The following is a 26613-nucleotide window of genomic DNA, read 5'->3' on the forward strand; positions in this document are numbered from 1 at the left end:
CAGACTTTTAATTGAGAAAGTTTCAACAACGAGATTATTTATGTTTACAGATACTCATTGTCACCTTAACCGTTTAGATTTGACGAAATACGATGGTAAATTATCTGGCGCGATTGACGCCATGAAAACTGCTAATGTTACCCGTGCGATGGCGATTATGTGTGATTTTGCAGAATATGACGAGATTGCTAATATTGTTAGCACCTATGGTGACGAGACACTAAATCTAGGGATGAGTGTAGGGATTCATCCTTGTGAAGATATTGATGTACTGAAATCAGCGACGGTTGAGCGTCTGATAGAGACTGCTGATAAAGAGCATGTATGGGCAATAGGCGAGACAGGGCTAGATTACTACTGGTCTACAGAAAATAAAAAAGAGCAGCAAGCCAGTCTTGCACGCCATATCCATGCCAGTCAGCAACTAAAAAAACCGCTGGTCATCCATATGCGTGACGCAAAAGAAGATACGATCGATATCTTAAAGAGTGAAGGCGCTGAGCATGGTATTATTCATTGCTTCACTGAAGATTGGGAGACTGCGAAACGTGCTTTAGATTTGGGATTTTATATCTCCTTCTCAGGCATTGTTAGCTTTAAAAGTGCCCAAAATATCCAAGATACTGCAAGGCACATGCCTAGAGACAGGATCTTGATTGAGACCGACAGTCCATATTTGGCGCCTGTACCTAAGCGTGGTCGTCCCAATGAGCCTGCCTACGTACCCTACGTCGCGAGCTTTATCGCAGATATGTATGGTTGTGATAGTAACGAGGTCGGAGCATTAACCGCAAAAAACTTTGAAAATTTACTGGCACAGTATCGCTAAAATGGTTATGCTATGACCAGTCAGTCATTTATGTGATAGTCGTATAGTTCTATCCCCTTTAGTATTTGAATTACTAAATGTAACTATATGATTATAAATGACTATTTGTAAATATAAGCATATCCCTTTTATGGTATTTCAGCAGTTCTTGTATAGCTTTATACGCTCATTGCCAAATGTACGCACATAATTGATGGTCATATGCTTAATCTTGTCATGTTTTAGGAGAGATTATGAGTCGTCAGCACCAGTTCAAGGCACGAGAAGAGAACATCTTAGCGATGGCAGAACAATTGCTACTTGAGTCAGGCGATGGTGATATCACTTTAGACAGTTTGGCAGATCAGCTCGATTTGGCTAAAGGCACCCTGTACAAGCATTTCTCCAGTAAAGATGAGCTTTATCTGCGTATTATTATTCGTTACGAAGAGCAGTTGTTTGAGATTAACCGTATTGATGACTGCCCCTCGGCAGGCGTTGCCCGCATGATTTTTCAGCAGTTGTTCAATCCGCAAAAAGCCATGCTATTGAACCAAATCGAAGAGCGTCTAGCAGCATCAGTGACAGGTCTCAATCGTTTGTTTGGTGAGTTATATGATATCCGTCGCCAGCGCATGAAGCGTTTGATTGATATTATTAGCGCATACCTAAAAGATGAGCACAGTAATTTGAGTACTCGTGATTATCTATCGTCTATTTGGGCAATTGGTCAGGGCGGTGCAGGACTACTAAACTCAAGCTTTTACCAACGCTACTTAGGTCGCCGTGATACGCTACGTTATGCCTTTGTTCAACAAGTGCTAGAGTTGCCAAGCCATTATCCTGCTGATGATGAAGAGGTCATGGATGAGGACATGCAAGAGCTGGTAGAGCAAATCGATACTGAATCAGAAGAGCACCGCAATACCAATTACTAAAGTAGCAAGTAATTTTTGGGTTGTGAACCTTTTTCGGCTTTAATAAATCGTGTTGTAATGCTTACTATTGCAGCACGAATTGCAGTATGAATTCACGTATCTTCTAATCTTCTTCAAACCTCCTTTCTCATTCTGCGACAATTAAAATTGGGCTTATAGGTGCAATATGCCGGTCAGTGTTAAGACGCAGTCCAGTTCAGCGGCTATTTGCTCTTTTACTCTAATTAGTCAAACGTCTCAATCAAGCTGCTTAGATACAAGCCCTACAGACTATTGTCGCAGCTGCGCCTCCATATCAACTGATACTTATCGCTTATCATCAGTCTCATCAATAAACAGTCGGACACAGACTGGTTTTACATTGGTAGAAATCGTGGTGGTAGTGGTTATCTTGTCTATATTTGCTGGCATAATGAGTTTGTCTGTCGGGAGCAGTGAATCCCGAAAAAACCGCGCTTTTTATGAGCATCTGACTGATTCGTTGAGCTACGTTCGACTATTATCGGCTGAGCGTATGCAGCCAATGGGTTTGCGTTTGCAGGCAGATAAGCAAGGTCAAGTAGAGCCAGTCATTGTTATCCTATCAAATCCATATATCGCATACCAAACAACAGAGATGATGTCAGATAGCATCGACAGTCAGCCTAAAAGTGCTATGGAGCTGTCGGCAGAGGTTGCTGGTCTATCAGGCTCTACTGATGAGAAAAAACCAACGCCAAGTTGGGAGGTTGAGTCAGGTGTTAGCTTGCCTGAACTGCCTACTAGCGTAAGTATTAGAGTTCAAAGTTTGGATTCTAGCGTTTTACAGAATACGGGACGAACCCAAACGTTACAGCCTTGGTTTAGCGATCAAAACGTACCCCAAGTATTATGGTTTGGTACAGGACAAGCAGCGCCCGTCACCATTGAAGTGCTTCATGATTCGCGTTTAGTGGGCGAGGTGATTACCATAATGCCAGATGGTAGCATGCGAATCGGACAGGGGTTAGAGTGACTAAATTATATAAACCTCCTATGACAAATCAGCCTATGTCATCAAAATTTATATCACTCAAGTCTGGGCGCGAGAGCGGCTTTACCCTTATCGAAGTGATGGTTGCTCTGGCTATTTTGGCAGTGGTAGCAGTCGCGGCGAGCAGTGCCAGTAGTGCATATCTGAGCTCAGTTGATATATTGCGTACTCGTACGCTTGCTCACTTCGTCGCCCAAAATGCCGCCGCTGATTTACGAATTCAAGAGACGTGGCTGACAGCCAACCGCACCCAAACTGTTAAAGCTCAAGGACGTGATTGGCAAATAGCAATGACAGTTGGTGACGCTATCACACCTGCTCTAAAGGAAGTAAATATCGCAGTTGCGCCTATTATAGATGGACAGACACGCACATCGGTCACTGATATCACTGTGATGCTAAGTAATGCTGAGCAAGATACGGGCAGTCTGGATTTAAGTGGTCTAAGCACAGGTAACAGCGGGCAAGCAGGGAGCGGTCTGTGAGGCATCAGCGTGGTTTTACACTGCTTGAGCTAATGGTTGCCATGGCAATATTTGCGATGTTAGCCGTTGCAGGCTGGCAAGTGTTTGATGGGGTCAGTCGTGCTCGTGAGCGCGCACAATTTCATGCTGACAATCTGGCTGTCTTGCAGTACGCTTATTTACAGTTACAGCAAGACATGGGTCAGATTATCCCTTATCAAGCGGCTATTACTCAGAGTGTCAGTGCAGCGAACAGTGGTACAAGCGACAGTACTAACGTGAACAATAAACCGCAATTAAGCGAGCAAATAAACGGACAAATAAACGAAATAGCGCCTGAGCCCTTTATGAGCTTAGATGGAGAGCATATCAGCTTTGTACGCTTTGCCGATCCTGATCCACGATATCAGAGTAGCAATAGTCTCCAACGTATCGAATATATTTTTGCAGATGAGCGTTTGATACGTCGCCAGTATACCAGTATGGAAGGCGGGCGTGACAGCGTCAGCCTAGACAGCGTATTGCTCGAAGGTGTCACAGCAGGAAGCTGGCAAGCTTATCTACCAGAGCTAAGTACCAAGTTTCCGAGCGATGACGCTAACAGTGGCGGTAGTATAAATACAGCGGTGAGACAATCAGCGAATACAGGGAGTCCTAAGCCCACAGCTGTTTTATTGCCGAAAGGAGTCGCGGTTAGCTTTACATACCAAGACATGCCAATCACTTGGCAATGGGCACTTGCTCCGCAACCGATATCGTATAGCAATAGTCAAAGCACAGCCAATGATACAGATGGTGGTAGCAATGATAATGCCAATGCCAATGCTAATAATGACAACAGCGGTAGTGGTAGTGACAATAATAGCAGTGCGGATAATAGCAATGTAGAAACGAATAATTGAGAAGGTAGTGGTTAAAATGCATCAATTGCTCAATAACAAAGGCTATGTATGTCAATGACTGCGAACTCTCAACGCGGTGTTGCACTGCTGACTATCTTATTATTGGTAGTAAGTATTACTGTGGTTGCAGGATCGATGCTTGCTAGCCAAAAAATTGCAATTAGGCGTAGTGGTCTGTTATTCGATCAAAATCAGTTGCTGCAAGATATCGATGCAGGTCAACAGTTAGCAGTGACGATGATTCGCGCTGATAGCAACCTCAATGATACGGATAGTGCGCAAGATATCTGGGCGCAGCCTATACCACCTTATACATTGGCTAGTCACAGTGTCAGCATCGAGCTACGCGATGAGTCTGGTCGTTTTAACATTAATAATTTGTATCAAGATGGGTCGGCCAATACCGCTGCTTTAGAAATATTCCAACGACTCCTCACGCAACTAAATCTAAAGCCTGATATCGCTATTGCTATACTTGATTGGCAAGATGCAGACGGTGAGGTATATCAAGATGGTGGTGATGAAAGTACGGTATATGCGCAGCAGTCAAACGCTGTAGCAATAGATGCTTTACCAAATCAGCCTTTTGTCAGTATCGATCAGCTACTAGAAGTGAAAGGAGTGAGCGCTGAGACATTATCAGTATTACGACCTTATCTTACGGCGGTGCCTTATTATGTGCCTATTAATATCAATACTGCCAGTCCCGTATTGTTAGCCGCACTAGTTAATGGTGCTAACAGCCAACAGATGCAGGCTCTGGTAGATATGCGCGCACAGCAGGCGCTAGAGTCTATTGATACAGTATGGCAGTTACCGATATTCGGCAGTGTGAATGATGAGCAACGAAAAGCCTTAACACCAATGCTTGCCGTTGATAGCCAAGCATTTATGGCACTTATCACAGCGACTGATAATGCAACTGTCGGTCAGGCTAGAGAGCGTTTTGCCACAGTCTTGATTAGTAAAACTGTCGTTGATAATAATCAAGCAGTTAATAATAGTCAGACAGCTAATAATCAGGCCGCTAACAGTAGTGAGGCAAACGGTAAAATGCCCAAGGAAGTCAAAGTAGTGACACAACGACTATGGGCATTTCGTCCGAGCTTTTAGCAGATGGTGTAGAGATGGACATTTAGTCTTTTAGGCGTGTTTCTTCGCTAGACTTCCAATTATATGCCCCGTAAAAAAGCATCTGTGCTTGACGAGTACAGTTATGTAGCATTAGCTGTTTGTTCTCTTCGATTTCGTTTAGATCAATTTCATCATCATGATCTTCTGTGTAAGTCAGCTCTAGCCAATCAATAATCCAAGAGAAGAACATATTTACGCCAGCCTCAGCCAATAGACGACGATCATAAGCATTGATATGGGTAAACGCTGGCTGCAACGCTAAGTCGTCGGCCAAACCTTGAGCATGTATCTTAATCAACTCATTAATGGCTTTGCGTACTGCTTCTGACCCACCATAACGCTCACTGACCAAGAACTGCCAGTAATAAGGCTGATCGCTGACCATGTACAAGAATAGCTGAATGCTTTTTGCGATTTGACGATCAAAGCTACGTTTGCGGCCAATCTGCAGGCTATCACTTAACGTGGCTAACGTACCGCCCAATTCCTCAATGACCAAAGCGCGCCCGAGTGACTCCATATCATCAAAATGGCGATAAAACGCAGTCGGCACAACGCCAACCTCGCGTGTTACTTGTCTAAGACTGATAGAGCTAAAAGATTGCCCTGTCATACATAAATCGAGCACAGCATTAAAAAAAGCGTGCCGAGTTTGAAGTTTCTTTTGTTCGCGACTGCTCATAATATTTCAAAATTGTCCGGTAGGTGTTTATCATACTCATTTCAACGCATAAATACGACTGAAATACGCCATTCGTGTTAATTTACTAAACCTGTACTGGTCTTTTAAACCACTGTGCCCCAATGACCCTGCAATTCTTGCGCCAGTCGATAAGCTTCATGGTCATTCATGCCTGTAATAAAATCCAAAATATTTAAGACATTATGATAGATATCGTCAGACAAGATGCGGCGATGTTCGTCAAGATGGGGCTGTAGTAATCTTAACAGACGTTGCTGCTCAAAAGACATCGGCGGCTGCATAGTAGCAGGTTCAGAGCCAGTCCAAGCGAGCGGCATAAAGGCATTTAATAGGCTATGCAGGCACTGATTGGCCATTAGCTCCATTCTTACTTTGCTCGGATGGTTAAATATTTTTTCGCGTGCTAATTGCTTAGCTTGATTGATACCATTCTGCACACTGGTATCGCAATGTGCAAATAGGCTGTCTTGCAATGTACCAGCTAGCAATGCATCACTGTTGGCTACAAAAGCATCGGTGACGGTATTGACCAACCGCATCATGGCTCGTGCCCGTAGGGAGGCGAGACTTTGTCTGACGGACATATGCGCTGGCAAGTTTACGCTGCTTGGACGTTCACCAATCAGCTCATAAAATATCGTGGCAACTTCGCTATAGATTAGCATATTCAGATTGATGCCATCTTCTAAATCGATTAGCGCATAACAGATGTCATCTGCCGCTTCTAGTAGGTAAGCCAATGGATGGCGCGCAAAGCCATCGTGTTGCTCTGAGCGCGGTAAGTGCAAACACGCAGCTAACTCTTCTAGTTGAGACGCTTCGCTATAAAAGCAGCCAAATTTTTGCACATTATAATGGTTGTCATTGACATCGTTGCTGTGAGTCGCCAACCACGGATATTTCATAAACGCGCCTAGCGTGGCACAGGTAAGTCGCATGCCACCCTTGTCAGGATGATGCTCATTACGTGCCAATAGGCGAAACCCTTGAGCATTACCCTCGTATGCCAGTAAGTCTAATCGCTCGTTGCTGCTTAAATTTTGCAAAATTTCTTGCGGTTCAGGTTGTCTAAACCAATCACGAATCGCATACTCTCCAGCATGGCCAAAAGGCGGATTACCAATGTCATGAGCGAGACAAGCCGCTTGTACAATCACGCCGACATCTGCTGGTGAGACTCCTGCTGGTAGGCCGATACCTAATGCGTCATGAATTTTTTCGGCGGCCATCATTCCCAAAGAGCGACCAATAGAAGACACTTCTAGCGAGTGAGTCAAGCGCGTATGAATACCAAGCTGATTGGTCAATGGATGGACTTGGGTTTTCTGATTTAACTGGCGAAAAGAGTGAGAAAATACCAGTCTGTCATAGTCTTTATGAAACTGAGAGCGAGTACTGGTATTGGCGTTAAATTTTTTGAAAGCACCAAGACGCTGTGAGTTGAGGAGATGTGACCATTGTGCGGTAGGGGACGACGAAGAGGTTGGAGTACTTAGCATATTAAACATCCGGAACCAAGGGAGCCTCTAGCATAGCAAAATAGAGCCCTTGGTACAGCTGTATAGTCAGAGAACTACTAAACGGCTACGATGTTACCCTCCTTAGAGGTACTATTTGTATAATCTGCAGTCGGCTGCCTTGTACCCGTTTTAGACTTATTTGACTAGAGTTAATGCCCTATAAATCGGATGCAGTGCCAGTTTCGCTTAGCCTACTACTGGTAGTAACTTCACTCGCTTTGCTTGTATCCAAATTATATTGAATCGACTATATTAAGACTTTTGACAGTTAAAAATTACGTCTTCTTTGTCGATAGCTACATCGCTGTCCAGTGTCTTATTGAGCAATGTGGCCTTGTCTCCATTTACTTGCCATATGATGCCGTGGGTATCGTCTAATCCAATATCGCTGGTATAGATGCCCTTATCAGCATCAGTTTCACTATTAGCAGTAGCTGTCAAATCGTATTCGATACCATCGATGAGCAAATGCGCTGTCTGTGGTGTACTGTCGCTATGATAAGAAACACCAATAGTAGCAGTAGGCTCACAAGAGAAAGGAGTGCTGCTGCTGGCATGAGCGGCATGATCGTGACCTGCGTGCGTATGTTCCTCGTGGCTATGACTCTCATGACTGTGATCTTCATGATTAAGCCCTTCATGACCATGTTCCATATTGCTATGCTCTTCGTGGCCGTGATCTTCATGCTCTTTATCATTATGCATTTCATGACCTTGTTCATGCTCGGCGTGATTATCTATTGGTGCTTCTTCAGATACCGCTGCATCGGAATCGTTGTTCGGCTGACAGCCCAATAGAGAGCCTGCCATCACACTACCTAGTATCGTAATACCTGCAAGTTTAGAGAAAGAGAAGTAATTAGTCACAGTATAAGTCCTCAAATAAGCAATATAAAGATATGTTATAATATAACAATATATAGGTAAAATAAAGCCGATGATGGAGAATATCCAACACCGGCTAATTAACTTTAAACAGGCTATACTATTTAAAATTACACGTTAAATCTAAAGTGCATCACGTCGCCATCTTGCACGATGTAAGTTTTACCTTCTAGACGTGACTTACCAGCAGCAGCAGCACCTTTCTCACCGTTGTATTCGATAAAGTCGTCATACGCAATGACTTCAGCGCGAATAAAGCCGCGCTCAAAATCAGTATGGATCACGCCAGCTGCTTGCGGCGCTGTCGCACCAATAGCGACAGTCCAAGCACGTACTTCTTTTACACCAGCGGTAAAGTAAGTCTGCATATCAAGCAAGTCATAACCACCGCGGATTACTTGATCAAGGCCGGCTTCTTCCATGTCCATCTCAGCTAGGAAGTCTTTTTTGTCGTCTTCATCGAGCTGCGCAATTTCAGATTCGATCTGGTTACATAGCGCGATAACAATAGAGTCTTCACCAGTGGCATAGTCACGAACAGCGTCAAGGTATGGGTTATTTTCAAAACCATCTTCAGAAACGTTAGCGATATACATGGTTGGCTTTAGCGTAATTAAACCATAACTTCTGATCAGTTTTTTCTCATCAGCATCTAGGTTAGCTGCACGAGCCGCTTTGCCTTCTGCTAATAATGGTTCAACTTTTTTGAACACATCAAGCAATGCTTGCGCGTCCTTATCACCACCTTTAGCCTTTTTGGTTTGGTTGTGGATTGCGCGTTCAACAGCCTCTAAATCTGCCAATGCGAGCTCAGTGTTGATGGTTTCGATATCATCAATCGGGCTAACACGGCCATCAACGTGTACGACGTTGTCATCATCAAAACAGCGTACCACATGAGCAATTGCATCGGTCTCACGGATGTTGGCTAGGAACTGGTTACCCATACCTTCGCCTTTTGACGCGCCTGCGACCAAACCTGCGATATCAACAAACTCCATGGTCGTTGGTAGAACGCGTTCAGGATTGACGATATCAGCCAGTTGTTTTAGGCGTGGGTCTGGTACTGGCACGATACCCGTGTTGGGATCTTTGGTACAAAATGGAAAGTTTTCAGCGGCGATACCCGCTTTGGTCAACGCATTAAACAAGGTGGATTTACCCACGTTTGGTAGGCCGACGATGCCGCAATTAAAACCCATAACATTCTCTCAATGTATTAATAAAATCAGTTGGTATAAAGTTTGGTTAAATGATAAATCAAAATTGGGCACATTGTAGCAAATTTACCTGAATAGGGGTGAGGTTGTTACGGTATATGCTCAGGTTTTTACCTGATAATGATAAGCAGCTTTATGATAAAAGCAGGTCATATTTGGGGCTTAGAAATGAATAAGGCGAATCAATAAGAGTGACGCATAGCTTATGTGGGCTAGTAACCACTAATTTTTAATATGGTAAACTGTCACGTATAGATAAGGGCTTGAACTTCACGTAAATTCAGCACATATATTCTGCTAGGTTTAGCAAATCATACTTATTCTAAAGCTATAAACAGTCAGACATAAGCTGATAATATCGCCAAAATAAAATGTAAGGCAATTTTAGACAATGACAACCTCGATTTTTGACACACGCCACTATAAATACCCGCAGAACTTCCTTGAGATGAAGCCTAAACTGACTCGACTTGAGCAGGCTATTAAAAAGTTAGAAGCAAATTTAATTGATACTGCTGAGACAAAAAATATTAAGTTGTTAAAGCAGAGGCTAGATAGTGGATTGGGGTTAAAGGTCGATTATGCCAGTGAGTTAAATCCCGATCAGCTAATGGCCGCGACTACGATCGAAGGTAAAGTATTGGTCATTGCTGGAGCTGGCTCAGGTAAGACCAAAACCTTGACCTATCGGACCAGTTATCTATTGGAAAATGGGGTGTCGCCTAAAGAGATTTTGCTACTGACTTTTACGCGTAAAGCCGCGAATGAGATAAAAGATAGAGCTAAGTCCTTGCTAGCAAGCAGTCTTTCAAATCAAAAGCTATCAGATGAAGAGCTGGCTGAGGATAAGCTGCCAACTGATAAAGCATTAAATAGCATCACTAGTGGTACTTTTCACTCGTTTTGCAATATGTTACTGCGTCAATATTCAGGGCTGCTCGGTATCAATCCAAGGTTTACGATTTTGGATACTGGTGATAGTGAGGATGCTATCGACTTGGTGCATAAAGAAAAAAAGTATCCTAATCAGACCAAGTCACAAGCCTTTCCACGCAAAAAAACGCTGCAAAATATCATATCGACGTCTAGAAATAGACGTATACAAATTCGAGACTTAATCGAAAGCAATTACCCCGATATTGCCGTGCATATTCCTATCATCGAGCAGCTGGCAGTTGACTTCCATGAGTATAAGCGCGCCAATCACTTATATGATTTTGATGACATCATCAGCCAAGTCGTACGCCACTTAAAAACCAATGACACCTTTCGACAGCTGCTGCAAAGCCAGTATCGCTATATTATGGTTGATGAGTATCAAGACACCAATATTCCGCAAAAGCAGCTAATCGACTTAATATGCGAGCCTGAGTCGGTATCGCTGATGGTCGTCGGTGACGACAATCAAAGTATTTACGCGTTTCGCGGTGCCAATTATGAAAACATTCTGCTGTTCGGTGAGACTTATCCTCATGCCAAACTTATTAAGCTTGAGCAAAATTATCGCAGCTCGCCGTCCGTTTTAAATTATATCAACGCTTTGTCCGCGCAAATCACGCTAGGCTATCAAAAGCAGCTGTATTCTGATGCGCCGATAGAAGGACATAAACCAGTATTTCGACGACTTAGTGATGAGCCAAAAGAAGCGGGCTATATCACTGACAAGATTGTCGCGCTAAAGCCAGAGTATGACTACAACGACTTTGCGGTATTATGCCGTACGTCTTTTCAGTCCAATTATGTACAGCTAGAGTTTATGACGCGCAATATTCCCTTTATCGTGGTGGGTGGTATCAAGTTCATTGAAAGACGTCATATCAAAGATGTATTGGCCTTTGTCAAAATACTCTATAACCCAAATGACACGATTGCTTGGCATCGTATTTTAACTTTGTTTAAAGGGGTGGGTGCAGTGACGGCGACGCGCTTAACCCAAGCCATTACTGCTGACAATAATGCGTTTGAATCTTTACTGGCAGCGCCATTTTCGAAAAAAAGTGATCAGCTAGAACCTCTTTATCATGCGCTTACCAAGGCACAGCAAGCTGAATCGGTCGAGACAGCTATTGAACATATTCTTGAGTTTTATATTCCAGTGTTAAAGCTGATTGAAGAAAATTGGCGTGAGCGTACCGAAGATTTTCGGGTGCTAAAGAACCTAGCGACAGAGCACACAAGCCTTGACAGCTTTTTGGAAAACCTCGCTTTAGACCCTCCTAATGATTCGGTGGCTGTGATGGGCAATTCGGATAATGGACAAGACAGTAGCAATGACAAAGTCACTATCTCCACCATTCATAGCGCTAAAGGCCTTGAGTGGCCAGTAGTGTTTGTCAACTCATTGGTAGATGGCATCACGCCGCATCACCGTTCTTTGGATGACTTTGAAGCGTTAGAAGAAGAGCGTAAGCTGTTTTATGTTGCCTGTAGTCGTGCCAAAACGCAGTTATATTTGACAGCACCAAACTACTTTTCTAGTTATTCTGGATATTTTGATAAGCCGTCACGTTTTATCGCTGAGCTATCTGCAAACGAGGTAACGGTTGAAACGACAAGGCGCACCATGATAGAAGAAGATCCAATTTGGTGGTAATGTTCTATGTTTAGTTGATTATCCAATCAATTAAACATAAGCTAACAAAACCGTTCAGTAATATAGATAAGTGAGCTTTCGAATACTTGAACGTTTTATAACTAAAAACATTGGATAATTTGACGCTATTTTCACCAAAATTGTTGCTAGATTATTGCTCAATGCCAGTATTATTCCTATCAAAAATACCTTCTCAAAAACCTCATAACCAAAAGTATGTGACGCAAAAATATTTCTCAGATAAGGGTTTCAAATTTGTCCTAATGCGTTACTATTACCACCTAATTCTGTTAGACCCTTATATTTGATACTCTGTATTAACACCCTAAGAAAAGGATAGGTTATGCGCTACGAAGTTATCGTTATCGGTGCAGGTATGGTTGGCACGTCAATCGCGTGGCATCTACAAAAAAATAACTCAAATGTATTATTGTTAGACAAAAAATTGCCAGGGTCAGAGACCTCATATGGCAATGCAGGATTGATTCAGCGCGAAGCCATTCATACACATCCTTTTCCTCGTCAGCTGACAGAAATGATCAGAGTGTTGCCAAACCAAGGGACTGACATTCGTTACCGTATTCCGGCCATTTTGCGTTATCACCAAGCGCTGCTTCAGTACTGGAAATACTCTACGCCGGCTTCAGTCAAAAAGATCGAATCAGAGTGGCAGACGTTGATTGAGCATTGTACCAGTGAGCACCAAACCATGATTAGCGCTTCTGGTGCTGACGAGCTCATTACTCGTGATGGTTGGTTGCAATTGCATCGCTCAGAAGAGACGTTTAAAGAAGCGCAAGCAGCAGCCATTGATGCTCGCAACCAAGGCGTTGAGCATAATGTGTTGAACGTTGCAGAACTAAAAGCCATGGAGCCTAGTGCCAATTTTGAAGGTTTCGTTGGCGCGATTCATTGGAAAAACTCTTGGCAAGTATCAAACCCAAGCTCGCTCGTGAAAGCTTATGCAAAAAACTTCCAAGATATGCAGGGTACGATCAAAGAAAGCGATGTGAAAGAAATCGTAAAAGACGGCGAAGGCTGGAAAGTTATCACTGATAACGATACCTACTATAGTGACAAATTGGTTATCGCAGCAGGCCCATGGTCTAATGATTTGATCGGACCACTTGGCTATAACTTGCCATTGTTCCCAATGCGCGGCTATCATCAGCATTTCAAAGTGACAGAAAAGAACACCATCAATCACAGTATGTTTGATATGGACAAAGGCTTTGTGATGGGTCCAATGCAGCAGGGTATCCGTATCACCACTGGTGCTGAGATGACCACGATGAATGCGCCAAAGAACTTTGGTCAGTTAAAAACTGTATTGAAGCTTGCTAAAAAAATCTTGCCATTAGAAGATGCGGTTGAAAGTGAAGCGTGGGCAGGCTCACGTCCTTGTATGCCTGATATGAAGCCAGTAATCGGTCCTGCAGACAAGCATGACAAACTATGGTTCGCATTTGGTCACAGTCATCAAGGCTTTACTTTAGGGCCAATGACAGGTCGTCTGGTTGAAGAGATGATTCACGATAAGCCTACATTGGTCAATCTTGCACCATTTAGTGCCCAGCGTTTTTCTAACTAAGCGCGTATCTGATATATAGTTGATCCAATTTAAGAGCGGTACAAGGCAACCGAGTGCAGATGTATATGTCATACTTCAAGCGAGGTTAACGCAGTAACGCTTTTATAGTGGATTGATTATAGTTAGCATAGACTTAAATTAATAAATGAAAGGTATAGACATGATTAAGAAGCTACACAGCAATCAACGTATGAGCAAAACCGTAATCCATAACCAAACTATCTATTTGTGTGGTCAGGTAGGTAATGCAGAAGACGATATCAAAGCGCAAACATTGACTTGTCTAGAAAAAATCCAAACGTTGCTAGAAGAGGTAGGCAGTGACAAATCAAAGCTACTATCAGTAACAGTTTGGATCAAAGACATGGCTGACTTTGCTGCCATGAATGAAGTTTATGACCAGTGGTTTGAGGGTATTCAGCCACCAGCTCGCGCTTGTGGTGAGTCAGCTTTAGCACGTCCTGAGCTATTGGTTGAGATGATCGCCATCGCTGCTGAATAAAGACTGCTCGTAGTATCTGTAGTACCGGTATTAAATAGAAATCAAAAAGGCCATGATAGCGATATCATGGCCTTTTTTTGTTTTCCTGTTTTCTCATAGATTGTTTGTGAGTATATTTTTATAAGCTATCAAAGTAGATCAAGTTATATTTATTCAACTTATGTCTTATAATATTATGTATTTCTCACGTTACCTGTTATTATATTCTAGCAATATTTCTGAGATAATTAATGTATTTTGAGAAGCTGTAATGTTTTCAGCAATCATAACACTAATATTATGAATATTTTTTAGCTGATTATATTTTGTTTTTATTGGGTATTTTTGAGGAAAATCACGTGGAAATTTTAGGTTCTATTATACTTATAATCGCAGGTATTATGCTTCTTGTTTATAGCATTAAGTTAATTATCATTGCCTTCCAAGAATCAATACTCTGGGGGCTTTTGTATCTGTTTCTTCCATTTGCCAATTTATATTTTATTATCACTCGCTGGCCAGATTGTAGTTCGCCATTTTTGAGATCATTGGTAGCTCTTGCATTTATAATCTTAGGGTCTATGATGATTTCATAATAATGGTAACCTCATTTTTCTTTGGTCAGAGTATTTTTGTCAAACCGTTAGCACCCTTTCCATACTGCTTGACGCTTCTCGATAAAAGCATCAATACCTTCGCTCACATCGTCTGCCATCATATTACAAGTCATCACGTCACTGGCATAGTCATATGCATCTTCAACGTTCATATCCAGTTGTTTATAAAACATATCTTTGCCAGTTCTCACCGCTACCGGAGACTTGGCAGTGATTACTGTTATCAGTGACTGTAGTGTCTGATCAAGTTGCTCTACTGGCGCAACTCGATTGATTAATCCATATTGCAAGGCTGTGTGCGCATCGATAAATTCACCTGTGATTAGCATCTCAAACGCTTGCTTACGAGGTAGATTACGGCTGACGGCTACAGCAGGCGTAGAGCAAAAAAGTCCAACGTTTATCCCAGAGGTGGCAAATTTTGCATTATCAGCGGCAACGGCTAAGTCACAAGCTGCGACTAGCTGACATCCTGCTGCGGTGGCAATGCCTTGTACTTTTGCAATGACGACTTGCGGCATACGATTGATGGTAAGCATCATTTGGCTACATTGCTGGAATAGAGCACGATGAAATGCTGCATCTGCATGCGTGCGCATCTGTTTTAGATTATGACCAGCACAGAATGCTTTGCCTGTCGCTTGAATAACCACGACTCTGATCGTATTGTCTTGAGCGATACTGTCTAGCTCTGTTTGCATGGCAGACAGCACTTCAACGGATAATGCATTGAACTGCTTGGGTTGGTTTAAGGTGAGCGTGACTACGCCATTTTCTTTATTGTCTTCTCTAATAACCAACAGGTCATCTATGTCTAAAGTAACGTCAGATTGAGTCATTTATCATCCTTGATAATCGATTGTTTGATTTGGCAAATGCTACTATTTATAAAGTTATATAAAGCGATTTAAATAGTAGCATGGCTCATATTCTATACGATAGATGGAGCACATAGAAAGCGCACGAAAAAATAGCGCACTCAGATGATGAGTACGCTATTGGTTTTTCAATCAGATATAATCTAAATCTATACTAACTTAAATTTATACTAAGCTGTATTTATACTGAACTTAGTATGCGCCTTCGCTATAGATAAGCTCGTAGCTGTGGCTATAAATCTCAACGATGTTACCGAACGGGTCTTCCATATAAATCATGCGGTAAGGTTTTTCACCAGGATAGTAGTAGCGTGGTTTTTCCATACGCTTTTTACCACCAGCTGCAACCATACGCTCAGCCAGTTCTTCAACGTTTGGATCTTGGACGCAGAAGTGAAAGATACCTGTTTTCCAGTATTCAAAGTTGTTTTCAGGGTTTTCTTGATTTTTGAATTCAAAAATCTCAACACCGATACGGTCACCAGTAGACAAGTGAGCGATACGGAAGCTGTCCCAACCAGAACCAAATACTTCGGTACACATCTCACCAATCGGGCTGTCATCTTCAACAATCTCAGTTGGTTCCATGATGGTGTACCAACCCATCACTTCAGTATAAAATTTTACGGCGGCATCTAAATCAGGGACTGACAGACCGATGTGCGAAAAGCTTCTTGGATAAACGTTGTTCATAGCTTGTGCTCCTGTTTGCTGTACTCTTGTTTAACGTGAGGCCAGTATACAAATGCACATTTATTATGTAAAATTATCAAATATTATATAAATAAGTATGAAACGTAATGATAAATATTACATGGCTACGAACTTTCTGTACGCTTGCTGAAGTTGGGCACTTTACCCGCACAGCTGAACGTATGTATATGACGCAGTCTGGTGTAAGCCAACACATAAGTAAGTTAGAGGAGCAACTAGATACGGACTTGTTGATTCGTCAAGGAAAGCAGTTCTCATTGACCAATGCAGGTGAGCAGCTTTATAAAGAAGCAGGCGAGATACTGCAGCGATTATCAAATTTAGAACAGCGAATCGGTGAAGATCCGCCTTATGAAGGATTGGTACGGTTGATGTCACCGGGTAGTGTGGGACTTAAGCTGTATCCGCAGCTTTTGTCTTTACAGCAGCAGCACCCAAAACTAGTGATTGATTATCGTTTTGCTCCAAATTCTGATATAGAGCGGGCACTGGCAAATCACGAGATTGATATTGGCTTTATGACGGATATCTCAGATGATGAAACGGTTAGCTGCAAACCTATGGCGCAAGAAGCATTGATACTAGTAACTCCTGCGGCTACAGCAGAGCCTAGCTGGGAGCAGCTTATAGCGCTTGGATTTATCGATCATCCAGATGGCGCCCATCATGCAGGCATGCTACTGACTGCCAATTATGAGCAATTCCAGCATATCAATGATTTTGAGAAAAAAGGATTTTCGAATCAGATAGGGTTAATCTTAGAGCCCGTCAGCAGGGGAATAGGCTTTACTGTTTTGCCAGCACATGCAGTGGCTGCTTATCCAAAGCCTGAACTGATTAGCAGTCATTATCTACCAATTGCCGTTAGCGAAACGCTATATTTGGCAGTCAGACGACAGCAGGTACTCTCTAATAGAATGCATACAGTCATTGATGAAGTAAAAAAATGGCTATAGGTACTTTGAGAGTGATAAATGCACAGCTGACAAAGAGTTAATAAAACGCTCGATAGCTGTGCATTTAGTGGAGGAGGCTTATTGATAGATTGCGACTATGAAAGATTGCGTCTATTTTAAAGTCTGCCCAAGTTTGATACTTGCAGCGATATTAGCAGCAGTAGTCTCAATATTGTTGTAAGCAGAGCCTAACACGTTATCAATCGTGTCTACTTTTTGGATACTCGGCATAACCACATCGAACTGACTGGTCTGAGCAGGTTTTAGTCCATCTACACTACCGCAGATAGCGATAACAGGTGTACGGCTAGCCTTAGCGATTTGGCTGATACCGCCTGCCACTTTACCCATGGCCGTTTGCGCATCAAGCTTACCTTCACCAGTGATGACAAGATCAGCCTCTGCGATATGCTGTGACAGGTGAGCCACTTCGGCAACCGTATCAAAGCCTGACTTTAGCTGAGCTTGAAAGAACGTCATCATCGCATAACCAAGACCGCCCGCAGCGCCAGCGCCTTCAACGTATTGACAGTCTTCATAGCCATGCTGTCCACATATGGTCGCAAAGTGACTGAGTGCCTTGTCCAAGGTATTGACTTGTTCTGGACAAGCGCCTTTTTGTGGCCCAAATACTGCGCTTGCACCCAGCAGACCGCATAATGGATTGGTCACATCACAAGCAACTTCAAATACCGTGTCTGATATCTTTGCATGCAGGCTAGTGTTATCGAGCTTATGTAAGCTAGCAAGTGCGCCACCACCATGAGTGAGCAGGCTATCATTAATATCATGAAATGTTATGCCTAACGCCATTAACATGCCAAGGCCTGCATCATTGGTTGCGCTACCACCTAGACCGATAACGATACGCTTAGCACCTTCTTCTAACGCATCTTCGATCAGCTCCCCAACACCATAACTACTCGCAATAACGGGATTACGCTCATCAGCTGTCAGTAGGTGCAATCCGCACGCTTGAGCCACTTCGATAACAGTAGTCGCGTCGGGCAATAACAGATACTTTGCCGTAATCGGTCTCATCAACGGGTCATGTACTCTGACTTCTTTCCAGCGCCCGCCCAATACATAAGACAATACCGCTGAGGTGCCTTCACCGCCATCGGCCATTGGCAACAGCTTATAGTCAGCATCTGGAAACACTTGACTAAAGCCAGACTGAATGGCATGGCACACGTCCAGTGCTTCTAAACTTTCTTTAAACGAGTCAGGGGCGATCAAAATTTTCATACGGCTCTCTTTGAATATCTTAATGACACGATCATTGCGATAGTGTCATGTTTTAAAACATTTATTTAACGATCATCAAATAAACGTATGTAGAAATACCCAATTTCATGAACTAGATAAACACTAGGGTCAATAACCAGATAAATACGATGCTAGTCACACCTTGGATACCAGTAGCCATTGAATGAGCTTTGTACGCTTGTGCCACGCTCATGCGACTAAACTGGCTAACGATCCAAAAGAAGCTGTCATTGGCATGTGAAATGGTCATGGCACCGGCACCAATTGCCATCACGCAGAACACGCGTCCAAGTTCGCTGTCTAGGCCAATCTGGCTCAATAGTGGGGCAACCATAGCAGAAGTAGTAACCAATGCGACTGTGGTTGAGCCTTGTGCCGTTTTTAGCGCAGCAGAGACGATAAATGGCATAAAGATACCTAAACCCAAAGCAGATAGCGTCGAACCTAAGTAGTCACCGATTGGTGTCACTTTTAGCATGGCACCAAACGCGCCACCAGCACCAGTGATCAATAGGATAGGGGCTGCTACTACCAAACCTTGCGAGATACTATCGCTGATTTCTTGCGTTTTTTTGCTTGATTTAATTAAGAAGAATGATAAGAATAAACCGATAAGTAACGCAGTCAATGGGTTACCAATGAATATCAAAATCTCCGCTACCATGCTACTGCCAAATGGTGCGCTTGGGAAATTAGCAACCGAAGACAGGCAGATTAATATGATAGGAACGATAATCGGTAGGAAAGCCATTGTCGCTGAAGGCAAGTGATTATAATCATCACGAGTCTTCATTCCTTCAGGCATTGCTGCTGGAGCATCTGCCGCATTGATATTGTCAGGAGTAGCGTTAAGGAAGCGATTAGACCACCACCAGCCAGCCAGTACCGCAACTGCTGTCACGACCACACCGACCATAATAACCAAACCTAAGTTTGACTCTAGGCCTAAGTTACCTGCCGCTGCGATTGGGCCTGGCGTCGGTGGTACAAAGGTGTGGGTAGCGTATAGACCAGTGGCCAAGGCAATGCTCATCGCGACACTTGATACATGTAAGCGCTCAGCCAAAGACTCTTTTAGAGAGTTCAAGATAATATAGCCAGAGTCACAAAATACAGGTATAGAAACGACTGCACCGACGATAGACATGGTCAAAGTAGGGAAGCGTGGCCCCAATACTTTGATGACTGACTCTGCCATTACGATAGCAGCACCCGTTTTTTCAAGGATTAAGCCAATAATCGTACCAAATACAATCACAAGACCGATATAGCCTAAGATACCACCGAAACCATCAGAAATCGTTTTGGCGACCGTGTTAAGTGGTACTTGATAAAATAGCGCGACCAAAAAAGCAGATAAAATCAACACTAAAAAGGGATGCCACTTTAATTTTGCGGTAGCGAAAATAATAAAAAGAATGGTCAGCACAAGCCAAAATACAATCATCACTGTCTCAATATGGTTTATATTTCAATTGATTACCAATGCAATACAGCCAATTATATCGAGATTAAACATGGTATATAGCTTGCTAAGTCTACTTTGCGTAGTACTTTCACAGGCTTTTACCATGTCTACATTTAAACGATATCGAACCAACTATCTGCATCACTAACGATACGAAATTTTAAAGGGGCATATTTTATAGCAAATAGACGCCGCTAGGAAATAGATTCGTTAAATAGTTGGCGCTGTTGACAAAAAATTGAGAGAGACTTAATTTTGAAATGAGGGTAATTAGCAAGAAAAAGTCGAAGACGTGTGTGGAAATACTTTTATAACTGGCAATTGCTAATACCTCAAACCAAAAAAACTGGCCATTTATAATGACCAGTTTTTGTCTAAACAATATTTACCTACTTGAGTAACAGTTATTTTTAAGATAAGTATTCTAAGAAGTGACATTATTTACAGTTAGGCAATCTTATCAAAGAAAGCTTTGTTATTGGTAGCAGTTGCAGTATCAAAGCTGACATAAATACCTTGATCGTCCAACGTAGCATACCAATGATCGTCGTTACCACTGGTCAACAGCTGAAAATATTTATCATTGACTATTCTGCCAACTGTATACACCTCTCCTTCGGAGTAGTATGCATTACCTTGGATACAGATAAGCTTGTCATCGGTATGGATGTTATTATTGTCTTTCATGTTCTTGCGCCCTATTAGTACATTAGATAGCAGTAGATTATCAATTCTGCTAATAGTAATAAAGATGATTATATAGGCAGTATCTTGTTGTTTGGTATAGCGTTTTTAAGGTAGTTGTTGCATTTAGTTACTGCAACATTGCATAGATAACACCGCTATCATAGCAATAGATTTTTTGAGAATCCTAAGCTGTTTAGGAATATATAAAATCCTAATTTATCAAGATAAGGGGGTGTAAGTTAGCGATATAAATGGTCTAAATACATAAACTCTAATGTCAAAAATGACGCACGTAAAAAAGCCAGCAACCTAAGTTGCTGGCTTTTTACAGACTGAGTCTAACTATATAGAAGATTACTCTTCAGAATAGTCTTCTTCAGCAGCTTCTTCGTCAGCTGAATCTTCGTTGTTAGCATCTTCAGAAAGAATAGTAACTAAGATGCTAGCAGTAACGTCATGGTGTAGCTGAATATCAACATTGTATTCGCCAACTTGACGTAGAGTGCCTTCAGGTAGCTTGATTTCAGCACGGTCTACTTCTAGACCTGAGTTAGTCAATGCTTCAGCGATATCGCGAGTACCGATAGAGCCGAATAGCTTGCCTTCGTCACCTGATTTAGCACGCATGATAACATTAACGTCAGTCAATGCATCAGCACGCTCTTGAGCAACAGCGATCTCTTTTGCTTCTTCAGCTTCAAGTTCAGCACGACGTGCTTCGAACTTTTCAATGTTAGCTTTAGTAGCAGGTAGCGCTTTGCCCTGAGGGATAAGAAAGTTACGTCCGTAACCTGGTTTTACATCGACAGTTTCACCGAGTTTACCAAGGTTGACGATACGCTGTAACAAAATAATTTGCATGAGTCATTCCTAGTTAGCGGTTAACCTTGATGGTTATCAGTGTATGGAAGTAGCGATAAGTAACGAGCTTGCTTGATAGCAGTCGCTAATTGACGCTGATATTTAGTAGATGTACCAGTAATACGGCTTGGTACGATTTTACCATTATCACTAATGTACTGTTTTAGCAATTCAACATCTTTATAGTCGATGTGAGTGATGCCTTCAGCAGTGAAACGGCAGAATTTGCGACGGCGATAGAAACGTGCCATGAGTATTCTCCTTTAATTAGTCTTCACTGTTGTCGTTGTCGTCACTATCGTTTTCACGATTGTCTGGACGACGAGTAGTTGCTTTGCGTGCGCGTTTTTCATCGGCATTCTTGGCTAACTGCGACTCTTCAGTGACAGCTTCGTCACGGCGCATAACTAGACTACGAATGATCGCGTCGTTATAACGGAATAATTCTTCAAGTTCAGCTAAAGTTTCACCGTCAGTTTCAATGTTGAAAAGAACGTAATGAGCTTTGTGAATCTTGTTGATTGGATAAGCCAGTTGACGACGGCCCCAATCTTCTAGACGATGGATAACACCGTTGTTGTCTTGAACTAACTTGATGTAGCGCTCAACCATGCCGACCACTTGGTCGCTTTGGTCTGGGTGTACAAGTAACACCAGTTCGTAATGTCGCATTATGACTCCTTACGGATTAGTAGCTATTAACCCTATGTTAATAGCAAGGAGATTTATAAGGTAAGCCCAATTCTGGTCATATTTTATAAAAAACAATCAAGAATAAGCTTAGTTTATAAAGCGCCGTATTATAACAGTACTCGGCAACTAACACAAAGGTTAATCACCAAGCTACTGTCAATAAAATATAAATAAAGGCTAAATAAGCTTTGCTAAATAAAAAAGCCGCGATAGTACGCAGCTTTTTTGAGTGTAACGAGCTATAAAACCAATAACTAAACCAAAATACTGTTATTCAGATTTTGATTTTTTTACCAATTGGCTACTGTCTGCTTTTACCACTAAGGTTTTGGCAAGTTTGTCATGCCAACCAATATTTTCAGGGCTTTTAGATGCCATGTAATAATGAATAGCGATAATCACAAAGCCTAAAAAGCTGGTAAACGAAAACAGTAGGTTATAGATAATAAATAACAGTAACGTACGTGTACCAATAAGCTTAATAAATGAAGGTAGGCGATGCGTGGTTTGATCCACGACACGAATACCAGTGATTAGCTTGCCTAGTGATTGACCACGCATGGTGATAAATACCAATTGTAAGGCAAATAGACCAAAGACCATCACCTGTGACATCATCAATGTGCTACTAGGAAGGCTTTCCATCAGCGTCATTGAGTATTGATAGGCGGCGTCCATATCTTGAATGTTTTGGAACTTGGTATAGTCCACATCCATCTTAGTCAATGCCATTACTAGCGGCAGTATGGCCAATATATAAAGTAGGCCATTTAATGCAGTCGCCAATACGCGTGACATGATTGGCGCAAGTACCACGTTGCCGACGACTTTATCATTGTCTGCAACAGCCTTTCTGAGAGTAGACTTGTTTAATGAGACATTGTTGTGCGGCGTTTGATGACGATTGGTCGTCATGTCGGCTTTCACGTTTTTAGGACGTTCAGGCTTGCCATATAATCTATCTAACGATACTGACTTATCATCTTTCGCTTTATTGGTATCTTCAGGGAAGACGGTCACGTTATTGATGATAGAGTCGTTTACTTCAGGCGTATTAGCACCGGTCGGGCGATAAACCATTTGGTTATTGGTAAGATCACCTACGCGCTGCCACTGAGCTAAGCCTTCATGCCACATCAGATCATCAAGCAATACTTCACCAGATGCCAGCATGATATTCAGCTGCTCCAACTGATATGGGCCAGCTTGTACGTTATTTCGAGCAAGGAAAATCTGCATAATTGCCTGCATAGTTAGTCATGTCTTAGGACATTATATTAGGGTCTATTTGAAAAAATCAAATAGACCCTAATAGTGGTATCTTTAATGACTGTGTGAATGACCGCTGTGACTAAACGTAGCGGTTTACTTCGCTTCTTCACCAGCTAAGAAGAACCAAGTATCTAGTACTGAGTCAGGGTTTAATGACACTGAGCTGATACCTTGCTCCATTAGCCAGAATGCTAGATCTGGATGGTCTGATGGACCTTGACCACAGATACCGACATACTTACCAGCTTTGCGGCAAGCTTCGATAGCCATAGATAATAGTTTCTTAACAGCAGGATCACGCTCATCAAATAGATGAGAGACGATACCTGAGTCACGGTCAAGACCAAGCGTTAACTGAGTCAAATCGTTAGAACCGATTGAGAAACCATCGAAATGCTCTAGGAACTCTTCTGCCAATAGGGCGTTGGTTGGTAGCTCACACATCATGATGACGCGTAGACCATTTTCGCCACGTTTTAGACCGTTTTTCTCAAGTAACTCGATGACTTCTTTGGCTTCGCCGACAGTACGTACGAATGGAATCATGATCTCAACGTTGGTCAAGCCCATGTCATCACGTACACGTTTTAGTGCTTTACACTCAAGCTCAAAACAGTCACGGAAGTTATCAGACACATAACGGCTAGCACCGCGGAAACCAAGCATTGGGTTCTCTTCTGATGGCTCGTATAACTTACCACCAAGCAGGTTAGCGTATTCGTTTGATTTGAAATCTGACATACGAACGATAACGGGCTGATCCATGAAGGCAACAGCTAGCGTTGAGATACCTTCAACCAATTTATCAACATAGAAGTCAACAGGTGATGCATAGCCTGCGATACGCTCTTGGATTGCTTGCGCAATTTCACGTGGCAAGCTGTTCATGTTTAGCAATGCTTTTGGATGCACACCAATCATACGGTTGATGATGAACTCTAGACGTGCAAGACCGATACCTTCGTTTGGCATTTGGGTAAATGAGAATGCGCGATCTGGGTTACCAACGTTCATCATCACTTTGAATGCTAGCTCTGGCATAGATTCAACAGAGTTAGTCTGTACTTCAAAATCAATCTGGCTTTCGTAGATGAAACCAGTGTCGCCTTCAGCACAAGAAGCAGTTACGTCTTGACCATCAACCAATAGCTCAGTTGCGTTACCACAACCAACGATAGCTGGCACACCTAGCTCACGCGCGATAATCGCAGCGTGACAGGTACGACCACCACGGTTAGTGATGATAGCAGAAGCGCGCTTCATAACTGGTTCCCAATCCGGATCAGTCATGTCTGATACTAATACATCGCCTTCTTCTACTTTGTCCATCTCGTTTAGGTTACTAACGATACGCACTTTACCTGAACCGATACGCTGACCGATTGAACGACCTTCACACAATACTTTTGCGCCAGTCGTGTCGATGACATAACGTTCCATCACGTTGCTGTCTTGACGGCTCTTAACAGTCTCAGGACGTGCTTGAACGATAAAGATCTCGTTAGTATCGCCGTCTTTTGCCCATTCGATATCCATCGCTTGGCCATAATGCTGTTCGATTGTTACCGCTTGCTTGGCAAGTGAGGTTAGCTCTTCAGTAGATAAAGAGAACTGCATGCGATCTTGTTTTTCAACATCAACGGTTTTAACTGATTTAGCAGTGCTGCCTTCATCACCATAAACCATTTTCTTATGCTTGCTACCTAGGTTACGGCGGATAACTGATGGCTTACCATTGGCTAGCAATTTCTTAGAAATATAGAACTCATCTGGGTTAACCGCACCCTGTACAACCATTTCACCTAGGCCATAGCTTGATGTGATGAATACCACTTGATCAAAGCCACTTTCGGTATCTAGCGTGAACATAACACCAGCAGCACCAGTCTCTGAACGTACCATACGCTGTACGGCAGCAGATAGTGCAACACCTTCGTGCTCAAAACCTTTGTGTACACGGTAAGAGATTGCACGGTCGTTGTATAGAGAAGCAAATACTTCTTTAATAGCAATTAGGACGTTATCAATACCGCGAATGTTCAAGAAGGTTTCTTGTTGACCAGCAAATGACGCATCTGGCAAATCTTCAGCAGTGGCAGATGAACGGACAGCAACAGCGATGTCTTCGCCGCCACTCATGGTTTCAAATGATTGACGTACTTCTTGCTCAAGATCTTTTGGCAGTTCTTGTTCAATAATCCAAGTACGAATCTTTTTACCAGTAGCCGCAAGCTTATTAACATCATTTACGTCTAGTGTTTTTAGCTCGCTGTTGATTTTGTCAAGCAAGCCTGTTTCAGTCAAAAAGCGGTTAAATGCATTTGAAGTGGTGGCAAAGCCGCCTGGAACACTAACGCCTAAATCAGAAAGATGGCTGATCATTTCGCCAAGCGAAGCGTTCTTACCACCAACCATTTCGATGTCGTCTTTTCCTAGCTGATCAAGATTGATTACAAGTGCTGTAGATTGCGCTGCCATGATAACTCCAGAAAATAAGGTTATTTAGTAAAGATTATAACGGTGAATTATACCGCCATATTAGGACAATTTCGAGGGTTTTAACCAAAAAACTTGTTAAAAATATACAAATTGTGGGGTTTGCTACATAAATTAGGGTCAGTCCCATCAGGTTTCGTATTTACTTAGATGAAAAATCTCATTGCTAGTGACGATGTTGTGCGCTATCAAAAGCAAATTACTGCATAACATAAGTGTATTCAAATAAGCCACGTTTAGAGTATTTCCATAATTTATGTTTCAATTTTATGTATCTGTATAAAAGAAGCATAATAGAAGAAGCATAAAAAACTGCCTTAATGAGAGGTGAATTAACTATGACGACAAGATGAAAAACAATGTTAGTGCTAAGTATACGCCTGTAACATTGATTTCTATTAAGAGGCTAATATGCGTATAATGTAGCGCATAGATAGTTGATGCACATTGC

24 protein-coding genes are annotated in these 26613 nt (G+C 42.4%); 10 read left to right on the plus strand and 14 right to left on the minus strand.

The window, feature by feature from the left end; translation table 11 throughout:
* Positions 1 to 40: 40 nt before the first annotated feature.
* From V6252_RS01305 to gspK, 6 genes are all read left to right on the plus strand, one after another.
* Positions 41 to 829, plus strand: coding sequence for a TatD family hydrolase (locus V6252_RS01305; RefSeq protein WP_341608965.1), 789 nt, complete (start codon positions 41 to 43; stop codon positions 827 to 829).
* A 233-nt stretch (positions 830 to 1062) separates the two neighbouring features.
* Positions 1063 to 1746, plus strand: coding sequence for a TetR/AcrR family transcriptional regulator (locus V6252_RS01310; protein WP_057759351.1), 684 nt, complete (start codon positions 1063 to 1065; stop codon positions 1744 to 1746).
* Between the two features lie 166 nt (positions 1747 to 1912).
* Entirely contained in the window at positions 1913 to 2740 is an 828-nt protein-coding gene (locus V6252_RS01315; RefSeq protein ID WP_341608966.1) for a prepilin-type N-terminal cleavage/methylation domain-containing protein, read from the plus strand.
* Positions 2741 to 2775: 35 nt separating this feature from the next.
* Entirely contained in the window at positions 2776 to 3243 is a 468-nt protein-coding gene (gene gspI, locus V6252_RS01320; RefSeq protein WP_341608967.1) for a type II secretion system minor pseudopilin GspI, read from the plus strand.
* Complete coding sequence (locus tag V6252_RS01325) at positions 3240 to 4124, plus strand: type II secretion system protein GspJ (RefSeq protein ID WP_341608968.1); 885 nt, start codon at positions 3240 to 3242, stop codon at positions 4122 to 4124. Before gspI ends, V6252_RS01325 begins: the two co-directional genes overlap by 4 nt.
* Before the next feature lie 48 nt (positions 4125 to 4172).
* A complete protein-coding gene (gene gspK / locus V6252_RS01330) occupies positions 4173 to 5237 on the plus strand; it encodes a type II secretion system minor pseudopilin GspK (protein ID WP_341608969.1) in 1065 nt (354 codons plus the stop codon).
* Between the two features lie 22 nt (positions 5238 to 5259).
* Here gspK and V6252_RS01335 read toward each other — a convergent pair whose 3' ends face one another.
* From V6252_RS01335 to ychF, 4 genes are all read right to left on the minus strand, one after another.
* Entirely contained in the window at positions 5260 to 5940 is a 681-nt protein-coding gene (locus V6252_RS01335; protein WP_057759356.1) for a TetR family transcriptional regulator, read from the minus strand.
* Positions 5941 to 6044: 104 nt separating this feature from the next.
* Positions 6045 to 7460 carry a deoxyguanosinetriphosphate triphosphohydrolase gene (locus V6252_RS01340; RefSeq protein ID WP_341608970.1) on the minus strand — a complete coding sequence of 472 codons (1416 nt, stop codon included), beginning with the start codon at positions 7458 to 7460 and terminating at the stop codon, positions 6045 to 6047.
* Between the two features lie 273 nt (positions 7461 to 7733).
* Positions 7734 to 8348 (minus strand): hypothetical protein, encoded by a 615-nt coding sequence (locus V6252_RS01345; RefSeq protein ID WP_341608971.1) that lies wholly within the window; start codon positions 8346 to 8348, stop codon positions 7734 to 7736.
* Between the two features lie 128 nt (positions 8349 to 8476).
* The gene (gene ychF / locus V6252_RS01350) at positions 8477 to 9568 is read right to left on the minus strand and encodes a redox-regulated ATPase YchF (RefSeq protein WP_201547425.1); all 1092 of its coding nucleotides are present in this window, start codon (positions 9566 to 9568) and stop codon (positions 8477 to 8479) included.
* A gap of 409 nt (positions 9569 to 9977) precedes the next feature.
* Here ychF and V6252_RS01355 point away from each other — a divergent pair, with 409 nt between their 5' ends.
* The 3 genes from V6252_RS01355 (at position 9978) to V6252_RS01365 (ending at position 14272) form a co-directional block, all read left to right on the plus strand.
* The gene (locus V6252_RS01355) at positions 9978 to 12179 is read left to right on the plus strand and encodes an ATP-dependent helicase (protein ID WP_341608972.1); all 2202 of its coding nucleotides are present in this window, start codon (positions 9978 to 9980) and stop codon (positions 12177 to 12179) included.
* 343 nt (positions 12180 to 12522) lie between these two features.
* Positions 12523 to 13770 carry an FAD-binding oxidoreductase gene (locus V6252_RS01360; RefSeq protein WP_341608973.1) on the plus strand — a complete coding sequence of 416 codons (1248 nt, stop codon included), beginning with the start codon at positions 12523 to 12525 and terminating at the stop codon, positions 13768 to 13770.
* 163 nt (positions 13771 to 13933) lie between these two features.
* Positions 13934 to 14272 (plus strand): RidA family protein, encoded by a 339-nt coding sequence (locus V6252_RS01365; protein WP_055124581.1) that lies wholly within the window; start codon positions 13934 to 13936, stop codon positions 14270 to 14272.
* A 622-nt stretch (positions 14273 to 14894) separates the two neighbouring features.
* Here V6252_RS01365 and V6252_RS01370 read toward each other — a convergent pair.
* Positions 14895 to 15707 carry an enoyl-CoA hydratase gene (locus V6252_RS01370; RefSeq protein WP_341608974.1) on the minus strand — a complete coding sequence of 271 codons (813 nt, stop codon included), beginning with the start codon at positions 15705 to 15707 and terminating at the stop codon, positions 14895 to 14897.
* Positions 15708 to 15938: 231 nt separating this feature from the next.
* The gene (locus V6252_RS01375; RefSeq protein ID WP_341608975.1) at positions 15939 to 16439 is read right to left on the minus strand and encodes a lactoylglutathione lyase family protein; all 501 of its coding nucleotides are present in this window, start codon (positions 16437 to 16439) and stop codon (positions 15939 to 15941) included.
* Between the two features lie 107 nt (positions 16440 to 16546).
* Here V6252_RS01375 and V6252_RS01380 point away from each other — a divergent pair, with 107 nt between their 5' ends.
* Positions 16547 to 17416, plus strand: a complete 870-nt coding sequence (locus tag V6252_RS01380) for a LysR family transcriptional regulator (protein ID WP_341608976.1) — start codon at positions 16547 to 16549, stop codon at positions 17414 to 17416.
* Positions 17417 to 17527: 111 nt separating this feature from the next.
* Here the strand turns inward: V6252_RS01380 and V6252_RS01385 are convergent, their stop codons facing one another.
* The 8 genes from V6252_RS01385 to ppsA form a co-directional block, all read right to left on the minus strand.
* On the minus strand, positions 17528 to 18664 hold the full coding sequence (locus V6252_RS01385; RefSeq protein ID WP_341608977.1) for a glycerate kinase: 1137 nt from the start codon (positions 18662 to 18664) through the stop codon (positions 17528 to 17530).
* A 112-nt stretch (positions 18665 to 18776) separates the two neighbouring features.
* Entirely contained in the window at positions 18777 to 20132 is a 1356-nt protein-coding gene (locus V6252_RS01390) for a GntP family permease (protein WP_341608978.1), read from the minus strand.
* 468 nt (positions 20133 to 20600) lie between these two features.
* The gene (locus V6252_RS01395; protein WP_341608979.1) at positions 20601 to 20840 is read right to left on the minus strand and encodes a hypothetical protein; all 240 of its coding nucleotides are present in this window, start codon (positions 20838 to 20840) and stop codon (positions 20601 to 20603) included.
* Between the two features lie 354 nt (positions 20841 to 21194).
* Complete coding sequence (rplI, locus tag V6252_RS01400) at positions 21195 to 21701, minus strand: 50S ribosomal protein L9 (protein ID WP_341608980.1); 507 nt, start codon at positions 21699 to 21701, stop codon at positions 21195 to 21197.
* 20 nt (positions 21702 to 21721) lie between these two features.
* Entirely contained in the window at positions 21722 to 21952 is a 231-nt protein-coding gene (gene rpsR / locus V6252_RS01405) for a 30S ribosomal protein S18 (RefSeq protein WP_010198808.1), read from the minus strand.
* A gap of 16 nt (positions 21953 to 21968) precedes the next feature.
* Positions 21969 to 22373: a 30S ribosomal protein S6 gene (gene rpsF, locus V6252_RS01410; protein ID WP_057759380.1), complete on the minus strand. Its 405-nt coding sequence runs from the start codon at positions 22371 to 22373 to the stop codon at positions 21969 to 21971.
* 291 nt (positions 22374 to 22664) lie between these two features.
* Positions 22665 to 23645: an RDD family protein gene (locus tag V6252_RS01415; protein WP_296207897.1), complete on the minus strand. Its 981-nt coding sequence runs from the start codon at positions 23643 to 23645 to the stop codon at positions 22665 to 22667.
* A 114-nt stretch (positions 23646 to 23759) separates the two neighbouring features.
* Positions 23760 to 26144 (minus strand): phosphoenolpyruvate synthase, encoded by a 2385-nt coding sequence (ppsA, locus tag V6252_RS01420; protein WP_191115062.1) that lies wholly within the window; start codon positions 26142 to 26144, stop codon positions 23760 to 23762.
* Positions 26145 to 26613: the final 469 nt, after the last annotated feature.

The sequence above is a fragment of the Psychrobacter proteolyticus genome (assembly GCF_038155145.1).
In the GTDB taxonomy this organism is placed as follows: domain Bacteria; phylum Pseudomonadota; class Gammaproteobacteria; order Pseudomonadales; family Moraxellaceae; genus Psychrobacter; species Psychrobacter proteolyticus_B.